Annotated in this window: 17 protein-coding genes and 1 pseudogene; 6 read left to right on the top strand and 12 right to left on the bottom strand. The window is 73.7% G+C overall.

Annotated elements, in window-relative coordinates:
* The coding region (locus CCN33_RS17540; protein WP_086694535.1) for an RICIN domain-containing protein at positions 1 to 2,243 on the top strand (2,243 nt) is incomplete at its 5' end.
* A gap of 19 nt (positions 2,244 to 2,262) precedes the next feature.
* On the opposite strand, the gene CCN33_RS17535 is transcribed toward CCN33_RS17540, so the two are convergent.
* The 6 genes from CCN33_RS17535 to CCN33_RS17510 form a co-directional block, all read right to left on the bottom strand.
* A complete protein-coding gene (locus CCN33_RS17535) occupies positions 2,263 to 2,571 on the bottom strand; it encodes a hypothetical protein (RefSeq protein ID WP_242625579.1) in 309 nt (102 codons plus the stop codon).
* Between the two features lie 168 nt (positions 2,572 to 2,739).
* The gene (locus CCN33_RS17530; RefSeq protein ID WP_086694534.1) at positions 2,740 to 3,636 is read right to left on the bottom strand and encodes a YihY/virulence factor BrkB family protein; all 897 of its coding nucleotides are present in this window, start codon (positions 3,634 to 3,636) and stop codon (positions 2,740 to 2,742) included.
* Positions 3,626 to 4,198 carry a hypothetical protein gene (locus CCN33_RS17525; RefSeq protein ID WP_086694533.1) on the bottom strand — a complete coding sequence of 191 codons (573 nt, stop codon included), beginning with the start codon at positions 4,196 to 4,198 and terminating at the stop codon, positions 3,626 to 3,628. Before CCN33_RS17525 ends, CCN33_RS17530 begins: the two co-directional genes overlap by 11 nt.
* Entirely contained in the window at positions 4,198 to 5,154 is a 957-nt protein-coding gene (locus CCN33_RS17520; RefSeq protein WP_086694532.1) for a DUF6286 domain-containing Asp23/Gls24 family envelope stress response protein, read from the bottom strand. The genes CCN33_RS17525 and CCN33_RS17520 overlap by 1 nt, the downstream gene beginning before the upstream one ends.
* Positions 5,151 to 5,336 (bottom strand): hypothetical protein, encoded by a 186-nt coding sequence (locus CCN33_RS17515; RefSeq protein WP_086694531.1) that lies wholly within the window; start codon positions 5,334 to 5,336, stop codon positions 5,151 to 5,153. The genes CCN33_RS17520 and CCN33_RS17515 overlap by 4 nt, the downstream gene beginning before the upstream one ends.
* A 76-nt stretch (positions 5,337 to 5,412) precedes the next feature.
* Complete coding sequence (locus tag CCN33_RS17510) at positions 5,413 to 5,916, bottom strand: Asp23/Gls24 family envelope stress response protein (RefSeq protein WP_086694530.1); 504 nt, start codon at positions 5,914 to 5,916, stop codon at positions 5,413 to 5,415.
* A gap of 262 nt (positions 5,917 to 6,178) precedes the next feature.
* Here CCN33_RS17510 and CCN33_RS17505 point away from each other — a divergent pair, with 262 nt between their 5' ends.
* The 5 genes from CCN33_RS17505 (at position 6,179) to CCN33_RS17485 (ending at position 9,225) form a co-directional block, all read left to right on the top strand.
* Entirely contained in the window at positions 6,179 to 6,799 is a 621-nt protein-coding gene (locus CCN33_RS17505; protein WP_400908582.1) for an RNA polymerase sigma factor, read from the top strand.
* Positions 6,796 to 7,422, top strand: coding sequence for an Asp23/Gls24 family envelope stress response protein (locus CCN33_RS32080; RefSeq protein ID WP_086694529.1), 627 nt, complete (start codon positions 6,796 to 6,798; stop codon positions 7,420 to 7,422). Before CCN33_RS17505 ends, CCN33_RS32080 begins: the two co-directional genes overlap by 4 nt.
* Complete coding sequence (locus tag CCN33_RS17495) at positions 7,415 to 7,765, top strand: hypothetical protein (RefSeq protein WP_086694528.1); 351 nt, start codon at positions 7,415 to 7,417, stop codon at positions 7,763 to 7,765. Before CCN33_RS32080 ends, CCN33_RS17495 begins: the two co-directional genes overlap by 8 nt.
* Before the next feature lie 129 nt (positions 7,766 to 7,894).
* Positions 7,895 to 8,479, top strand: a complete 585-nt coding sequence (locus CCN33_RS17490) for a sigma-70 family RNA polymerase sigma factor (RefSeq protein ID WP_086694527.1) — start codon at positions 7,895 to 7,897, stop codon at positions 8,477 to 8,479.
* Positions 8,476 to 9,225, top strand: a complete 750-nt coding sequence (locus tag CCN33_RS17485; protein ID WP_086694526.1) for an anti-sigma factor — start codon at positions 8,476 to 8,478, stop codon at positions 9,223 to 9,225. Before CCN33_RS17490 ends, CCN33_RS17485 begins: the two co-directional genes overlap by 4 nt.
* 71 nt (positions 9,226 to 9,296) lie before the next feature.
* On the opposite strand, the gene CCN33_RS17480 is transcribed toward CCN33_RS17485, so the two are convergent.
* From CCN33_RS17480 to CCN33_RS31160, 6 genes and pseudogenes are all read right to left on the bottom strand, one after another.
* Positions 9,297 to 10,097 carry a DUF1295 domain-containing protein gene (locus tag CCN33_RS17480; RefSeq protein ID WP_086694525.1) on the bottom strand — a complete coding sequence of 267 codons (801 nt, stop codon included), beginning with the start codon at positions 10,095 to 10,097 and terminating at the stop codon, positions 9,297 to 9,299.
* A complete protein-coding gene (locus tag CCN33_RS17475; protein ID WP_086694524.1) occupies positions 10,094 to 11,398 on the bottom strand; it encodes an SAM-dependent methyltransferase in 1,305 nt (434 codons plus the stop codon). Before CCN33_RS17475 ends, CCN33_RS17480 begins: the two co-directional genes overlap by 4 nt.
* A complete protein-coding gene (locus CCN33_RS17470) occupies positions 11,395 to 12,675 on the bottom strand; it encodes an SAM-dependent methyltransferase (RefSeq protein WP_086694523.1) in 1,281 nt (426 codons plus the stop codon). The genes CCN33_RS17475 and CCN33_RS17470 overlap by 4 nt, the downstream gene beginning before the upstream one ends.
* Positions 12,672 to 13,403 carry a DUF1365 domain-containing protein gene (locus tag CCN33_RS17465; RefSeq protein WP_086694522.1) on the bottom strand — a complete coding sequence of 244 codons (732 nt, stop codon included), beginning with the start codon at positions 13,401 to 13,403 and terminating at the stop codon, positions 12,672 to 12,674. Before CCN33_RS17465 ends, CCN33_RS17470 begins: the two co-directional genes overlap by 4 nt.
* Positions 13,397 to 14,653, bottom strand: coding sequence for an NAD(P)/FAD-dependent oxidoreductase (locus CCN33_RS17460; RefSeq protein ID WP_086694521.1), 1,257 nt, complete (start codon positions 14,651 to 14,653; stop codon positions 13,397 to 13,399). Before CCN33_RS17460 ends, CCN33_RS17465 begins: the two co-directional genes overlap by 7 nt.
* 98 nt (positions 14,654 to 14,751) lie before the next feature.
* Positions 14,752 to 14,829, bottom strand: a pseudogene (locus CCN33_RS31160) (fasciclin domain-containing protein); the annotation flags it as partial.

Raw genomic sequence — 14,829 nt, 5'->3', positions numbered from 1 at the left:
TCACCGCGCGTGGCTGGCTGGCCGGACAACTCAAGCTTCAGCTGGACGGGTTGTGCGGTCGTTACGACCAGCGCTCGCACTTCCTGGACTTCGACGCCTCCGGCTGGGTCCACCCGGAGAAGCCCGGCTGGGAAGAACTGCCCTACTGGCTCCGGGGTTTCGTTCCGCTCGCCATCGCCACCGGGGACGCCGACGCGCTGGGCAGGGCCCGCCGCTGGATCGACGCGGTGCTGGCCACCCAGCAGTCCGACGGGTTCTTCGGCCCGCGCGGCCTGCGCACCTCACTCGACGGCGGCCCCGACTTCTGGCCGTTCCTGCCGCTGCTGATGGCGCTGCGGACCTGGCAGGAGTACACGAGTGACCAGCGGATCATCCCGTTCCTGACCCGCTTCCTGACCTTCATGAACGCCCAGGGCAAGGGCGCCTTCGACCACAGCTGGATCGCCACCCGCTGGGGCGACGGTCTCGATGTCGCGCTGTGGCTGCACGACCGTACCGGCGACGCCTTCCTGCTGGACCTCGCCGACAAGATGCACACCTGGGGCGCCGACTGGACCGGCCCGCTGCCCACCCCGCACAACGTCAACATCGCCCAGGGCTTCAGGGAGCCCGCCCAGTACGCCAGGCGTTCCGGGTCGGCCTCGGACACGGGTGCCACGTACCGCACGTACGACCAAGTGCTCGGTGCCTATGGGCAGTTCCCCGGTGGCGGGTTCGCCGGGGACGAGAATCTGCGGCCCGGTTTCGGGGATCCCCGGCAGGGCTTCGAGACCTGCGGGATCGTGGAGTTCATGGCCAGCCACGAGCTGCTCACGCGGGTCACCGGCGACCCGGTGTGGGCGGACCGCTGCGAGGAGCTGGCCTTCAACATGTTGCCCGCCGCGCTCGATCCGCAGGGCCGCGCGGTGCACTACGTCACCAGCGCGAACAGCGTCGACCTGGACAACGCGGTGAAGACGCAGGGGCAGTTCCAGAACGGCTTCGCCATGCAGTCGTTCCAGCCGGGCGTCGACCAGTACCGCTGCTGTCCGCACAACTACGGAATGGGCTGGCCCTGTTTCACCGAGGAGCTGTGGCTCGCCACCCCGGACCAGGGCCTGGCGGCCGCACTGTACGCCCCCTGCCGGGTGACGGCCACCGTGGCCGGAGGCACGCGGGTCACCGTCACCGAGGAGACCGACTACCCCTTCGGCGAGACGGTCCGGCTGACGCTGTCCACGCCCCGCGCGGTCCGCTTCCCGCTGCGCCTGCGGGTGCCGGGGTGGTGCGCGGACCCGGTGCTCACGGTGAACGGACGGGCGGTGGCCGCGCGTCCGGGCCCCGCGTTCGTCACCGTGGACCGCACCTGGGCGAACGGCGACGTCATCGCCCTGAAGCTCCCCCAGCGCACCACGGTACGCACCTGGGCGGGCGGCAAGGACGCGGTCAGCGTGGCACACGGCCCGCTGACCTACGCGCTGAGGATCGGTGAGCGGTACGTCCGGTACGCGGGCGACGACACCTTCCCCGAGTACGAGGTGCACGCCACCACGCCGTGGAACTACGGGCTGGTGCCGGGCGCGGTGCCGGAGTTCGTCCGGTCGGGGGGCGCGGTCCCGGCCAACCCGTTCACCCTGGAGGGCACGCCCGTACGGCTGACGGCACGGGCGCGCCGTATCGCCGAGTGGGTCGCGGACGACGAGCACGTGGTCGCGCCGCTCCAGCCGAGCCCGGCCCGGTCCGCCTCCCCCGTCGAGACGGTCACCCTGGTCCCGATGGGGGCTGCGCGGCTGCGGATCAGCAGCTTCCCCACCGCCGCGCCGGACGGCCGGCCGTGGACCCCGGAGCCCCCCTTCCGGCGGATACGGAACAAGCACAGCGGCAAGGTTCTCGCCGTGGACAACATGTCCACGGCCAACAGCGCCAGGGTCGTCCAGTACGACGACACGCCGACCGGCGACCACGCCTGGCAGCTGCTCGACCGGGGGGACGGCTGGTTCCTGGTCCGCAACGGTCACAGCGGCAAGGTGCTGGGCGTGGACGGCATGTCGACGGCCGACAGCGCGCTGGTCGTCCAGTACGAGGACAACGGCACGGACGACCATCTGTGGCGGCAACTGGACAGCGGTGACGGCTGGTTCCGGCTCCAGAACAAGCACAGCGGCAAGGTGCTCGGCGTGGACAACATGTCCACGGCCAACAGCGCCCAGGTCGTGCAGTTCGCGGACAACGGCACCGACGACCATCTGTGGCGGATCGGCTAGCCGTCCGGAGTCGTCCCGGTCAGCTCGGCCGGGACGACTCCAGCAGGTCGCACTCGATGAAGGAGGGCGGGCTGGTGCACAGGGCCGCCATGCGCTCGGCGAAGGCACGGGCCTCGGGGTCGTGGCGGCTGCGGCCGGCCGCCTCCAGGGAGGGGAACTCCAGCACCTCGTAGTAGCGGTCGTCCTTGCTCTTGTCCTTGAGGACGGCCTGGTAGGTGGGGCCGTGCTGCATGCCCCCGAAACGCCGGTCGATGTCCATCGCCAGGGTGCGCATCTCGTCGATGCGGTCGGTCTCGAAGGCGATGATCTGCACGAACTTCTCGGCCACGGTTCCTCCAGCCGGCCAGGGCGCCGCCACCGGGGCGGGGCGGCTCAGCACTCAACGAAACACGGCCGGTGACGGTCGGCAATTCGTCGCGGTGCGTTCGCCGTACGCCGCGCCCCGCCGTACCCGGGCATCGGGGCACCCGGAGGGAGGGTGCCCCGATGCCCGGGCTCAGCCGGCCGGCGGGGGCGGTACGGCCGGCGTCCGGCTCAGCTCGGCGGTGAACTGGGCGCCGGTGAGCAGGGCGAGGTTGGAGAGCCAGAGCCAGATCAGGAAGACGACCGAGCCCGCGAGCGATCCGTAGAGTCGGCTGTAGCCGCCCAGTACCGAGGTGTAGAGCGCGAAGCCGCCCGACACCGTGATCCACAGCGTGGCGGCGAGCACTCCGCCGGGCAGGCTGTGGCTGCGCCGCTTGGCCTGCACCGGGCCGGTGCGGAAGACGACCACGATCAGCACGACCGCGAGGACCAGCAGCAGGGGCCAGCGCAGCAGGCGCCACACCCAGGCGACCGTGGCGTCGAGGCCGAAGAAGCGCCCGGCGGTTTCGGCGACCGGCCCGGTGAGCAGCAGCACCAGGGCGCTGACCACGAGCAGGCCGAGCAGTCCCAGCGCGGTGAGCACGATCCGGTGGGCCTTGCGCAGGGGCGAACGGTGGTCCTCGACGCGGTGCATCCGGTGCAGGGCCCTGCGGAAGACCGCCAGATAGCTGGAGGCGGACCAGATGGCGCTTGCCGTCCCGGCGACCAGCAACGGCCAGATCGCGGCATCGGGGCGCAGCATGCGGCCCAGTACGTCGTGGAGTTCGCCGCCGGACTCGGCCGGGGCGTAGGCGGTGACCTGCGTGATGAACCGTTCCGCCGTGCCGGGACTGATCAGCGCGAAGGCGATGACGGTGACCAGCAGGGCGGGCAGCACGGTCAGGATGGCGTAGTAGGTGAGGGCGGCGGCGTCGTCCGAGACGTCGTCCCGCCACATGGACAGCGGCGTGCGGCGCAGCGCCGCGCCCCAGTCGGCGGGGCGGGGGGGGGGGGGGCGTGTGGGGGCGGGGACGTGGGGTTCAGCGGACATGCGGTACCTGGTGGGACCGGGCGCTCAGGCGCACCCGGCCGTGGACGGGACAGGGGGCGGCGGCCGATTCGGCCCGGCCGAGGAGCCGGGCGACGCCGGGCAGCACGGCGTCGGGAGTGGTGTCGGGCTGGAGCCAGAGGTGCAGCCGTACGGTGATCCGGCCGCGTCTGGGGAGGACGCGGGCGCGGCAGCGGGCGACGCCGTCGAGGGCGGCCGCGTCGCGGGCGACGGCCTCCTCGAGGGCGCGGGCGCGCACGGTGGCGCCGGGTGCGGGGAGCGCGATCAGCCGGCGTCCCCCGCCGTGGAGCTGGCGGGCGCACCACAGGGCGCCGAGCGCGGTGGCGGCGACGGAGGCGGCCAGCACGGTGGGCGTCCACCAGCCCCGGCTCCGCAGGTCGAGGACGCGCGCGGGGCTCAGGAAGGTGACGTCGCCGGAGAGTTCCGGCCACCAGGCGGGCATCCGGGCGCCGAGTGCGGGGTCGGCGGTGGCCAGCCAGGTGCCGGCGGCCAGCAGGGCCACCCCGGTGGCGGCGAGGACGCAGCGGTTCAGGGCGGTGCGCATCAGCTCCCTCCGGCGGTCGCCACGGCCCCGAGGGGCGCCGGCGCGGTCTCGGCCGGGGGCGGGGTCCACACCGGCAGGGGGCGTACGGCGACCCGCAGCCGCAGCGGGCGACGCAGTCCGCATTCGGCGAGGGCGCGGCGCGCGGCGTCGGTGATCTGGTCCCGGACGGCCGCGCGGTCCCCGAAGGCGAGGGCGGCACGCACGGTGGCACGGCGGCGCCCGACCCGTACGGCGACGGTGTCCACGCCCTCCGTCCCGGCGGCCGCGTCCCGGAGCAGCGCGGCGACGGTTCCCCGGTCGACGGCGACCCGCGTGGCCGGCACCGGGGAGTGGGCGGTGAGCAGGCCGCGCCGGCCGGGGGTGACGGCGAGGACGATCAGCCAGACGCCGAGCAGGGCGCAGCCGAGGGCGGCGGCCGTGACCGGCGGTTCGCCGGGTCCGTGCACGTACAGCCAGTGCAGGGCGCCGGTGCGCCAGGGGGCGGCCGGGCGGTGCCCGGTGTGCACCAGGATCAGGTCGGTGGCGAGGGCGCCGCAGGTCAGGGTGGCGAGCAGGGTGAGCACGCCGAGGGGCAGCCTGCGCTGCGCCCACCAGCGACGCGGGACCCGGCCGCGGAGGGGCGCGGAAACGGTTTCCGTGGCGCCCTCCGGTGCCGTCGTCCGGTCCGGCGTCAGCGCCGTGACGCCGACGCGGGCCGGGCGTACGTCCAGGCCGGTCAACTCCTCGGTGCGGGCGGTGACATGGTCTTGGACGCGGCGCACGGTGGGGGCGAGCGGCGCCGGGTAGGGCAGGGCGACGTCGACCCCGATCTCGGCCCGGCCGCCGCGTACCTCGGCCGAGGAGCCCGTCGCCCGCGCGGCGCGGCCGGGCAGCGCCTCGGTGACGGCGCGGCCGGCGATCCGGCGGACGGCACGGTCGGAGACCGTGGTGGTGCCGCGCCGGTCGGGGGGAGTCATCGGCGGCCCCGATCGAAGGCGTGCCGCAGGTCCCCGGCGCGTCCGCCCCGGTCGAACCAGTACCCGACGGCGTAGCCCACCGCGCCGAGCGCGGCCACGAGCAGGAACGCGCCGAAGCCGCCGAACCAGCCGGCGAACGCCAGCGCGATGCCGGCGATCAGCCCTACCAGCGCTCTGTCCATCTCTCCGTCCCCTTCTTCCCTGCTCTTCTTCCCCTGCTGCCCTGCTGTGCTCTACCCGTCCGAGCCCGGCCCGGACTCAGGCCACGCGGGAGGTGGTCTCCGGGGCGCCGTCCTCGTCATCGGGCAGGTGGACGTCGTTGATGGTGACGTTGACCTCGACGACCTCGAGGCCGGTGATCCGCTCGACGGCGTCGATGACGTTCTCCCGGACGTCGCGGGCGAGGTCGGCGATGGGGACGCCGTACTCCACGACCAGGTCGAGGTCGATGGCGGTCTGCCGCTCGCCCACCTCGACCTTGACGCCCCGGCCGACGTTGGAACGGCCGCCGGGGACGCGGTCGCGGACGGCGCCGATGGTGCGGGAGAGACCGCCGCCCATGGCGTGCACACCGGGGATCTCGCGCGCCGCCACCCCGGCGACCTTGACGACGACGACGTCGGCGATGGAGGTCCGGCCGCGCGTAGCGGCGGGCTCGTCGGCACCGGTGGCGCCGCCCGCGAGGGCCGTGGTGGCCGGCGGCTGCTTCGTGGTGGGACCCGCGGGGGCGGTGGTGTCGGCGGGCGCGCTCTGAACGCTCATGACCAGGTCCTCTCGATGGGCCGTACTGCTGTTGTCGTCCGTTGGACCCGGCCGGTCCACGAATGTGACGCGGATTCCCGGATTTTCTCCGCTGAAGCCTGTCCGCGCCCCGGTGACGCGCCCCATGACCTGCATCCACCTGGGTTTTCGCGCCTGAAGTACCCGATGAGGGGCACGGCAGGAAAGGGACGCGGCGGAAATCCGCGTCACAAAGCCCCCTTCGAGGTGTCGAAGGGGCAGAACAACGGAGAGGAGCCGCCCGGTGTCGGGGGTCCCCAGACAGATCGCGTATCCGGGACCGGAACGCGCGCCCGACGCCACCCCGCCACGGGAGCCGAGGGAGACACACCCGGACGACGGCCTGCTGACGGTGCGGGCGGCCGAGGGCGACGAGGAGGCGTTCGCGGTGCTGGTGCGCGAACACGCCCCGGCGCTCGTCGGCCTCGCCACCCGGCTGCTGGGCGACCGCGCCGAGGCGGAGGACGCGGTGCAGGACGCCTTCATCAGCGCCTGGCGGCGGCTGCCGGAGTTCCGGCGGCAGTCGTCCTTCGGCACCTGGATGTACCGCATCGTCACCAACCGCTGCCTGAACGTCCTCCGGGCGCGCCGGCCGGTGACATCTCTGGAGGCGGCCGGGGAGTTCGCCGCGCCGGAGCACGACTCCCCCGAGCGGGTCACCGAGGCACGGGACGCGGTGCGCGGGATGCGCCGGGCGCTGGACGACCTCTCGGCGGAGCAGCGGGCCTGCTGGGTATTGCGCGAACTGGACGGGCGTTCCTACGAGTTCATCGCGGAGACGGTCGGCATCAGCCAGGAGGCGGTGCGCGCCCGCGTCTTCCGCGCACGACGCTGTCTGACACGAGCACTGGGGGCCTGGCGATGACCACGCACACCGATCCGCCCGACCGGTACACCGGGCCCGACGGCGACGACGAACGGCTCGCCTGCGGGCGGCTGCTGTCCGGCGTCTGGGACGGCTGGGAACAGGCCGACCCCGACCCGCACCGCGCCACCTGCCCGTACTGCAAGGACGCCGTGCGGGAACTGACGCTGCTGGAGTCGACCGTACGGGAGCTGCGCGAGGCGACCACCCCGGGCGAGACCGGCTACGACCCCTCCGCGCTGACCCGGCGGGTGATGGACGTGGTCCGGATGGAGCTGCGGCCAGGCCGGCCGGTGCCGCTCGGGGACGACGACGAGGACCTGTGGGTGATGGAGGCGGTCGCCGCGCGCACCCTGCGGGCCGCCGCCGAGACCGTCACCGGGGTCCGCGCGGGTTCCTGCCGGATCACCCCGCCGGACACGGGCCGGGGCGAGGTGACGGTGCGCCTGGAGGTGCACGCCCCGCTGGGCGTGCCGCTGGAGGAGGCGGCCGAGGAGGTGCGGCGCCGGGTGACCGGGGCGGCCCGGCTGCGGCTGGGGCTGCGGCTCACGGCGGTGGACATCCGGATCGTCGACCTCGTGGACGCTCCGGCCGGATTCGAGGAAGGGCCGGACGATGACTGACCGCGCGCTGCGCACCACGCTCACCGAGGAGATCGCCGCGGCTGTCGAGGCCGTGCCGGGGGTGGCGTTCCTGCGGCCGGGCCTCGGCGGGCGGCTGCGCTCGGTACTGCCGCGCGGCGCGGGCGCGGCCAACGGCGGCCGGACGGTGCCTTCCGGGGTGCGGCTGAGCCGACCGGGCGAGGCCGGCCCGTGGCAGGTGGAGATCCACGTCGTGGGGCGCGGCCACGTCCGCACGCTGGACGTGGCGCGTGATGTCGCACGGGCCGTGGAAGTGCGGCTGGCCGGGCTGCTGCCCGGTCTGGAGGCGCCGATGGTCACCGTGACCGTCACCGGGCTGGTCTGAGACCGGACCCGTCGTCGTTATTCGTCCGGGTGACCAATCCGCGGCCGCTGCGGCCCCGGATTACGCGGGGACGACTCCCGCCGCCCCAGGCGGGAGCCCCGCCCCGGCGCAACGTGGGAGAGGACAGTTGTGAAGGAAGCCGTCTACATCGGCAGGAACCCGGCAGCGGAACCGGACTTGCAGCAGTTGCTGCACGAGGTGGCCCTCGGTGATCAGGAGGCGTTCGCCTCGGTCTACGACACCGTGGCCGGTCCGGTGCTCGGGGTCGTCCGGGCGGTCCTGCGCGACCTGGCCCAGTCGGAAGAGGTGGCCCAGGACGTGCTGGTGGAGGTGTGGCGCACCGCTCCGCGCTACCGGCCCGACCGGGGTACCGCGATCAACTGGATTCTGACGCTCGCGCACCGGCGCGCGGTCGACCGCGTCCGCTCGGTGGAGGCGGCCGCCGCCCGTGACACCAAGGCGGCGCTGCTGGACCGAACGCCGGAGTACGACGAGGTGACCGAACAGGTGGAGTCCCGGCTGGAGCAGGAGCAGGTGCGGCGCTGCCTGCGCACGCTGACCGACCTCCAGCGCCAGTCGGTGACGCTGGCCTACTACCGGGGGCTGACCTACCGGGAAGTCGCGGAGGCGCTCGCGCTGCCGCTCGGCACCGTCAAGACACGACTGCGCGACGGCCTCATCCGGCTGCGCGACTGCCTGGGGGTGACCGCGTGACCATGACCGATCCGCACATGCTGACGGGCGCCTACGCGCTGCACGCGCTGCCCGACGACGAACGGGCCGACTTCGAGCGCCATCTCGCCGGCTGTCCCTCCTGCGCCCGCGAGGTGGCGGAGTTCGAGGCGGCCGCGGCCCGGCTGGCGCTGGCCTCGACCGTGCCGGTGCGCCCGGCGATGCGGGAGGAGGTGCTGCACCGCGTCGGCTCGGTGCGTCAGCTCACGCCCGGCACCACTCCGGTGGACCGGGTGCGCCGGAGCAAGGCGCTCGGCGCGGCCCCGGCCCGCTGGGCGCTCGCGGCGTGCGTGGCGGCGGCGGCCGTGTTCGGCGGCACGGCGGTGTGGCAGTACGACCGCGCCCAGGACGCCCAGCAGCGGGCGGCGCAGGCGGAGCGGCAGGCGTCCGACCTGGCCGGGGTGCTGGCGGCCCCGGACGCCAAGTCCCGCACGGTGAGAGTGGCCGGCGGCACCGGCACGGTGGTGGTCTCCGCCCAGCGGGACCGGGCGGTGTTCGTGTCGTCGAGGATGCCCGAGCCGCCGAAGGGCAAGGTGTACCAGCTCTGGTTCGACGACGGCGGCACGATGCGCGACGCCGGCCTGATGGACCCGGCACGCGCCAGCCAGTCGTTGCTGTTGAAGGGCCCCGTGGACGGCGCCTCGGGCGTCGGCGTGACGGTGGAACCGGCGGGCGGCTCGGCCAAGCCGACCAGCGCCCCGGTGACGCTGCTGAGCATGCCGTCGTAGGCGGGGACGCGACGACAAGGAAAGGAGGGGAGTCCCGGTGATCCGGGGCTCCCCTCCTTCGTGGACCGGCGTCAGCGCGGGGGCAGCGGGAAGAAGCCGCTGGTGCGGGAGGCGTACTCGGCCCAGCCGGGGCGGCCGGCCATACGGCGTTCCAGCAGGCGCTTGCCGCTGCCGTTGATCAGCAGATAGCTCATCACCAGCGGTGAGCCGAACGAGACGACGGCGGGTGCGGCTCCGCCGTCGCAGGCGACGAGGAACAGGCCCCACCAGACGCAGAAGTCCCCGAAGTAGTTGGGGTGCCGGGTGTAGCGCCACAGACCCCGGTCCATGATGCGGCCTTCGTTGGCGGGGTCGGCCTTGAAGCGGGCCTTCTGGGCGTCGCCGACGGCCTCGAAGAAGATGCCGACCGCCCACAGGGCCGTCCCCAGCCAGGCGAGCACCGAGACCGGGCCGGTCGCGTACTGGGCGGCCTGCACCGGCAGGGAGACCAGCCAGACGAGGGCGCCCTGGAGCAGGTAGATCATGCGGAAGGCGTACAGGTTCCGGTTGCCGGACCCCTTGTCGAGCAGTTCCTCGTAGCGCGGGTCCTCGCCGTGACCGCGGCCGCGCCGCCCGATGTGGACGGCGAGCCGCAGGCCCCATACGACGGTGAGGGCGGTGACGAGGGCCCGGCGGGCGAGGTCTCCCTCGCCCGCCGACGCGCCGAAGGTGGCCAGGGCGACCGCGGCGAAGGCGGCGCCCCAGGCGATGTCCACGATCCGGTGCATGCCCTTGCGCAGGGCGACGGCGAAGGTGATCACCATGACGCCGAGCGCGGTGAGCGCCGCCCAGCCGAGGTTCGCGGCGAAGGCGCCCCAGTCGAAGCCGCTCACACCAGGTCCCGGTACCAGTCGGCGGCCTCGGAGAGGTCGAGCCCGCTGGCGCCCTTGCGGTCACGGCGTACGGAGAGGATCTGGTCGACGCCCATCCGCCCCTCCTCGAAGGCGAGCGCCCCGCCGGCCAGGTACAGCCGCCATACGCGGGCGGTCTCGGTGCCGACCACGGCGACGACGTCGTCCCAGCGGCGTTCCAGGGTCCGGTGCCAGGCGGCGACGGTGCGCACGTAGTGCTCACGCATCGACTCCGTCGAGCGCACCTCCAGACCGGCCGCCTCCAGCAGGGCGACGGTGTCGCCGAGAGGCCGCATGTGCATGTCGGGAGCGATGTACGCCTCGATGAACGCGCCGCCGCCCGGCGCGTTGGCGCCCCGCGACATCTGCTGGACCAGCACCCGGCCCTCGGGGCGGACCATGCGGTGCAGGGCGGCGGCGAAGGCGGGGTACTCCTCGTCGCCGACGTGCTCGCCCATCTCCACGGTGGCGACCGCGTCGTAGGCGGAGCCGGTGATGTCCCGGTAGTCCTGGCACACCACCTCCACGAGGTGCTCAAGACCGCGCTCACGGACCTGCTCGCGGACGTGGGCGGCCTGTTCTCGGGCGAGGGTGACGGCGGTGACCCGGGCCTTGTGCCGCTCGGCGGCGTACAGGGTGAGCGAGCCCCAGCCGCAGCCGATGTCGAGCAGCCGGGAGCCGGCGGTGAGGCCGAGCTTGCGGCAGATCAGCTCCAGCTTGGCGCGCTGGGCGTCGGCGGGGTCCATGTCCTCGGCGGTCCAGTACCCGCAGGAGTAGGCCATGGTGTCGTCGAGGAGGAGGCGGTAGAAGTCGTTGGACAGGTCGTAGTGGTGGCTGATCGCGGCCCGGTCGCGGGCCTTGGTGTGCCGGTCGCCGCGCAGCCGGGCCTCGGTCGCGGGCGCGGGCAGACGGGGCCCGACGACACCGAGCCGCGCGGCCTCCCCGACCGCGCGGGCCCAGTCCGCCAAGGTGAGCCGGGGGGTGTGCGCGCCCCGCTCGCGCGCGGAGGTCCAGGCGGCGCGCAGCCCCTCGGCGAGGTCGCCCTCCACGTCGAGTTCACCGGTGATGTAGGCCTGGGCCAGGCCGAGTTCGCCGGGCTGCCAGAGCAGGCGGCGCAGCGCCCGGCGGGAGCGCAGGACGACGACGGGGGCGTCAAACGGCCCGGTCTCGCTTCCGTCCCACGCGCGCAGCCGGACCGGCAGCGGGGCCCCGAGCGCGTCTTCGACGAGCACGGCAAGCCGGTGCGCGACGCCGGTCCGGACGGGGGTGCGAAGGTCGGTCATCGAGTGGGCTCCTTGGTGAGCAGGTACTGCTGGACGTCGAGGTAGCCGGAGCGGAATCCGGCCTCGGAGTAGGCGAGGTAGAAGGTCCACAGCCGGCGGAAGACATGGTCGAAGCCGAGGTCCTCGACGTCCTCGGCGCGCTCGGTGAACCGTTCGCGCCACAGCCGGAGGGTCTCGGCGTAGTGCGCGCCGAAGGCGTCGCGCCGGGTGACGGCGAGCCGGGTGTGCTCCCGCACGGTCTGGTCGACGGCCTCGACGGAGGGCAGCAGGCCGCCGGGGAAGATGTACTTCTGAATCCAGGTGTGGGTGTCCCGGGAGGCGAGCATCCGGTCGTGCGGCATGGTGATGGCCTGCAGGGCGACCCGGCCGCCGGGGGCGAGGCGCTCGTCCAGGGTGCGGAAGTACACGGGCCAGAACTCGGCGCCGACCGCCTCGATCATCTCCACGCTGACGATGGCGTCGTAGGTCCCCTCGGCCTCGCGGTAGTCGCACAGTTCGATGGCGACCCGGTCGGCGAGGCCCGCCTCGCGCACGCGCTGCCGGGCGAGGTCGCGCTGTTCGCGGGAGAGGGTCAGCGAGGTGACGTGGGCGCCGCGGGCGGCGGCGCGCAGGGCGAGTTCACCCCACCCGGTGCCGATCTCCAGCAGCCGGGTGCCCTCGCCCACCTCCGCCAGGTCCAGCAGCCGGTCGATCTTGCGGTGCTGGGCGGCGGGGAGCAGGGCGTGCTCGGCGGGGAAGCCGCGGAAGACGGCGGACGAATAGGTGAGGGTGTCGTCCAGGAAGAGCGCGAAGAGGTCGTTCGACAGGTCGTAGTGGCGGCTGATGTTGTCGCGGGCGCCGGTCCGGGTGTTGCGCTGGGCGGCGGGCTGGCGCAGCGCCCACAGGCGGCGCAGCCGTTGCAGCGGGGCGGGGACGAGGTCGGCGGCGTGGGAGGCGAGCACGGTGAGCGCGCCGACCAGGTCGGGGGCGTCCCACTCCCCCGCCATGTACGACTCGCCGAAGCCGATCAGGCCCGTGGTGCCGATGCGGGCGTGGAAGGCGTCCGGGTCCCGCACCTCTATGAGCGGTCCGCCCTGGCCCAGGACGGTGCCGTCGGGGAACCGTACCCGCAGCGGCAGCCCGCCGAGGGCGTGCCGTACGACGGCGGCGGCTACGGTACGCACCGGCCGTGACGCCCTGGGCACGGCGGCCACGTCGGGCCAGCGGCCGGCGTCCACCGGGGCCGGGACCGGTGTCGCGCCGGTCCTGGTCGTGGGGCGGGGGTGGGCTGTGGTCATGTCGCGTTCTCCGGGTCGTGACGGACCTGGCGCGGCTGCACCGGCAGGCCCCTGAGGAACAGGCGGATGCCGTGGAAACGGATGGCGGCCGACACCGCGAGGGTCGACCAGGGATGGCGCAGGGAGAGCCGAAGCAGCGCGCCCGGTGTGGCGGGGCGGCGGGTGCCGTGGACGCCGGCGGTGAAGGGCGGGCTGCCGGGCCGGTCCAGGCGCAGGGAGAGCTGGAGGCGTTCGCCGGGCAGCGGGAGCCGCATGTGGTAGCGGCCGTCCACCGGATAGAAGGGCGAGACGTAGAACTCCTTGTCCACGTCTGCCTTCCCTGCCGCGTCGGTGTGCAGCAGGTAGGCGTGGCGGCCGCCGTAGGTGTTGTGGACCTCGGCCACCACACAGCGGGGGCGGCCGTCCGGGTCGTGGCACCAGTAGAGGGTGAGGGGATTGAAGACGTGGCCGAGGACGCGCGCGTGGGTGAGCATCACGACGCGGCCCCCTTCGAGGTCGATGCCGTGCTCGGCGAGGAAGCCGTCGAGCGCGGCCCGGATCGAGGGGGCGCGGCCGGTGAAGTGGTCGCGGGCCCGGAACCGGGCCAGCGGGCGCAGCAGCCGGGGCAGTTCGGGTATGTGGTCGGTGTCGACGAGCCACATGTAGGTGCGGTGGCGCAGGGCGTGGTGGATGGGCGCGCGCCGGGTGTGCCGGACCACGCACGGATAGAGGGCGGGCGTGGTCACCAGGTCACCCCCAGCGCCTTCGCGGCCGCGACGCCGCTGCGGCAGCCGTCCTCGTGGAACCCCCAGCCGTGGTAGGCGCCGGCGAACGCCGTCACGGAGGTGGCGAGTTCGGGCAGCCGCTGCTGGGCCGCGACCGACTCAGGGGTGTAGACGGGGTGTTCGTAGTTCATCCGGGCCAGCACGCGCGAGGGGTCGACGCGGTCCTCGCCGCCGAGCGTGACGAGGTAGCGCCGGGAGGCGTCGAGACGCTGGAGCCGGTTCATGTCGTAGGTGACGCGTACCCGGTCCGAGCCCGCCGAACAGTTCGGCATGAGGTAGTTCCAGGAGGCACGGGCGCCGGGAGCCCGGGGCAGCAGGGCGGCGTCGGTGTGCAGCAGGGTGGTGTTGCGGGAGTAGCGGAAGGCGCCCAGCACCTCCTTCTCGTCGGCGGAGGCGTCCCCGAGCAGCCGGAGCGCCTGGTCGGGGTGGACGGCGACGACGACGTGGTCGTAGGAGTCGGTGGTGCCGTCCCGTGTGGTGATGTCGACGCCGTCGGCGTGGCGCAGGATGGTGCGGACCGGGGCGCTGGTGCGGACCTCCTGCACCTCGGCCGCGACCCGGTCGACGTAGCTGCGTGAGCCGCCGGTCACGGTGCGCCACACGGGTGATCCGGTGACGGAGAGCATGCCGTGGTGGTCGAGGAACCGGAAGAGATAGGCGGCCGGATAGTGCTGCGCGGTCTCGGCGTCGCAGGACCATACGCAGGACACCAGCGGGGTCATGAAATGGGCCCGGAAGTATGCGGAGAAGCCTGCCCGGTCCATGAACTGGCCCAGAGTGAGCGTGGAGTGGCCGCCGCGCTCCAGCAGGGCGCGGGCGGCCCGGTGGAAGGCGGGGACCTCGGCGAGCATGCGCAGGTAGGGGGCGCGCAGCAGGTTGCGGGGCTGGGCGAGCAGGCCGCGGGCGCCGCGCGCACCGGCGTACTCCAGGCCGCAGCCCTCGCACCGCACCGACATGCTCATCTCCGACTCCTGCGTGGCGACGCCGAGTTCGCGGAAGAGGCGGAGCAGGTTCGGGTAGGTGCGCCGGTTGTGCACGATGAAGCCGGAGTCGACCCGGTGGATGCGGCCGTCCGGGGCCATGAGGTCGTGCGTGTGGGCGTGGCCGCCGAGGCGGTCGTCCGCCTCGTAGAGGGTGACGTGGTGGGCCCGTCGCAGCACGTGGGCGGCGGTGAGTCCGGCGACTCCGCTGCCCACGACGGCGGTTCGGCGCATCGTGCTTTCCCTTCGAGGGAGTGGGGCGTCAGGGGGGGAAAGGGCTGCGCGCCCGCCCGCTCCGGTGTCCCCGGAGCGGGCGGGCGCTGCCGGGTGGGTCAGCTCTTGGGCATCAGGACGGTGTCGACGATGTACACGTTGGCGTTGGCGGTCTTCACGTTGCCGCAGACGACCTT

It is taken from the genome of Streptomyces recifensis, from assembly GCF_002154615.1.
Classification (GTDB): Bacteria; Actinomycetota; Actinomycetes; order Streptomycetales; family Streptomycetaceae; genus Streptomyces; species Streptomyces griseoluteus.
The sequence above is the reverse complement of the archived record's forward strand: the minus strand, read 5'-3'. Positions and strand labels throughout refer to the sequence as shown.

What these genes read in the sequence shown, in the direction of transcription:
- CCN33_RS17470 (WP_086694523.1), bottom strand. Translation starts at nt 12,675, where the DNA reads ATGACCACAGCCCACCCCCGCCCCACGACCAGGACCGGCGCGACACCG.
- CCN33_RS17515 (WP_086694531.1), bottom strand. Translation starts at nt 5,336, where the DNA reads ATGGACAGAGCGCTGGTAGGGCTGATCGCCGGCATCGCGCTGGCGTTC.
- CCN33_RS17460 (WP_086694521.1), bottom strand. Translation starts at nt 14,653, where the DNA reads ATGCGCCGAACCGCCGTCGTGGGCAGCGGAGTCGCCGGACTCACCGCC.
- CCN33_RS17520 (WP_086694532.1), bottom strand. Translation starts at nt 5,154, where the DNA reads ATGACTCCCCCCGACCGGCGCGGCACCACCACGGTCTCCGACCGTGCC.
- CCN33_RS17475 (WP_086694524.1), bottom strand. Translation starts at nt 11,398, where the DNA reads ATGACCGACCTTCGCACCCCCGTCCGGACCGGCGTCGCGCACCGGCTT.
- CCN33_RS17510 (WP_086694530.1), bottom strand. Translation starts at nt 5,916, where the DNA reads ATGAGCGTTCAGAGCGCGCCCGCCGACACCACCGCCCCCGCGGGTCCC.
- CCN33_RS17495 (WP_086694528.1), top strand. Translation starts at nt 7,415, where the DNA reads ATGACTGACCGCGCGCTGCGCACCACGCTCACCGAGGAGATCGCCGCG.
- CCN33_RS17525 (WP_086694533.1), bottom strand. Translation starts at nt 4,198, where the DNA reads ATGCGCACCGCCCTGAACCGCTGCGTCCTCGCCGCCACCGGGGTGGCC.
- CCN33_RS17530 (WP_086694534.1), bottom strand. Translation starts at nt 3,636, where the DNA reads ATGTCCGCTGAACCCCACGTCCCCGCCCCCACACGCCCCCCCCCCCCC.
- CCN33_RS32080 (WP_086694529.1), top strand. Translation starts at nt 6,796, where the DNA reads ATGACCACGCACACCGATCCGCCCGACCGGTACACCGGGCCCGACGGC.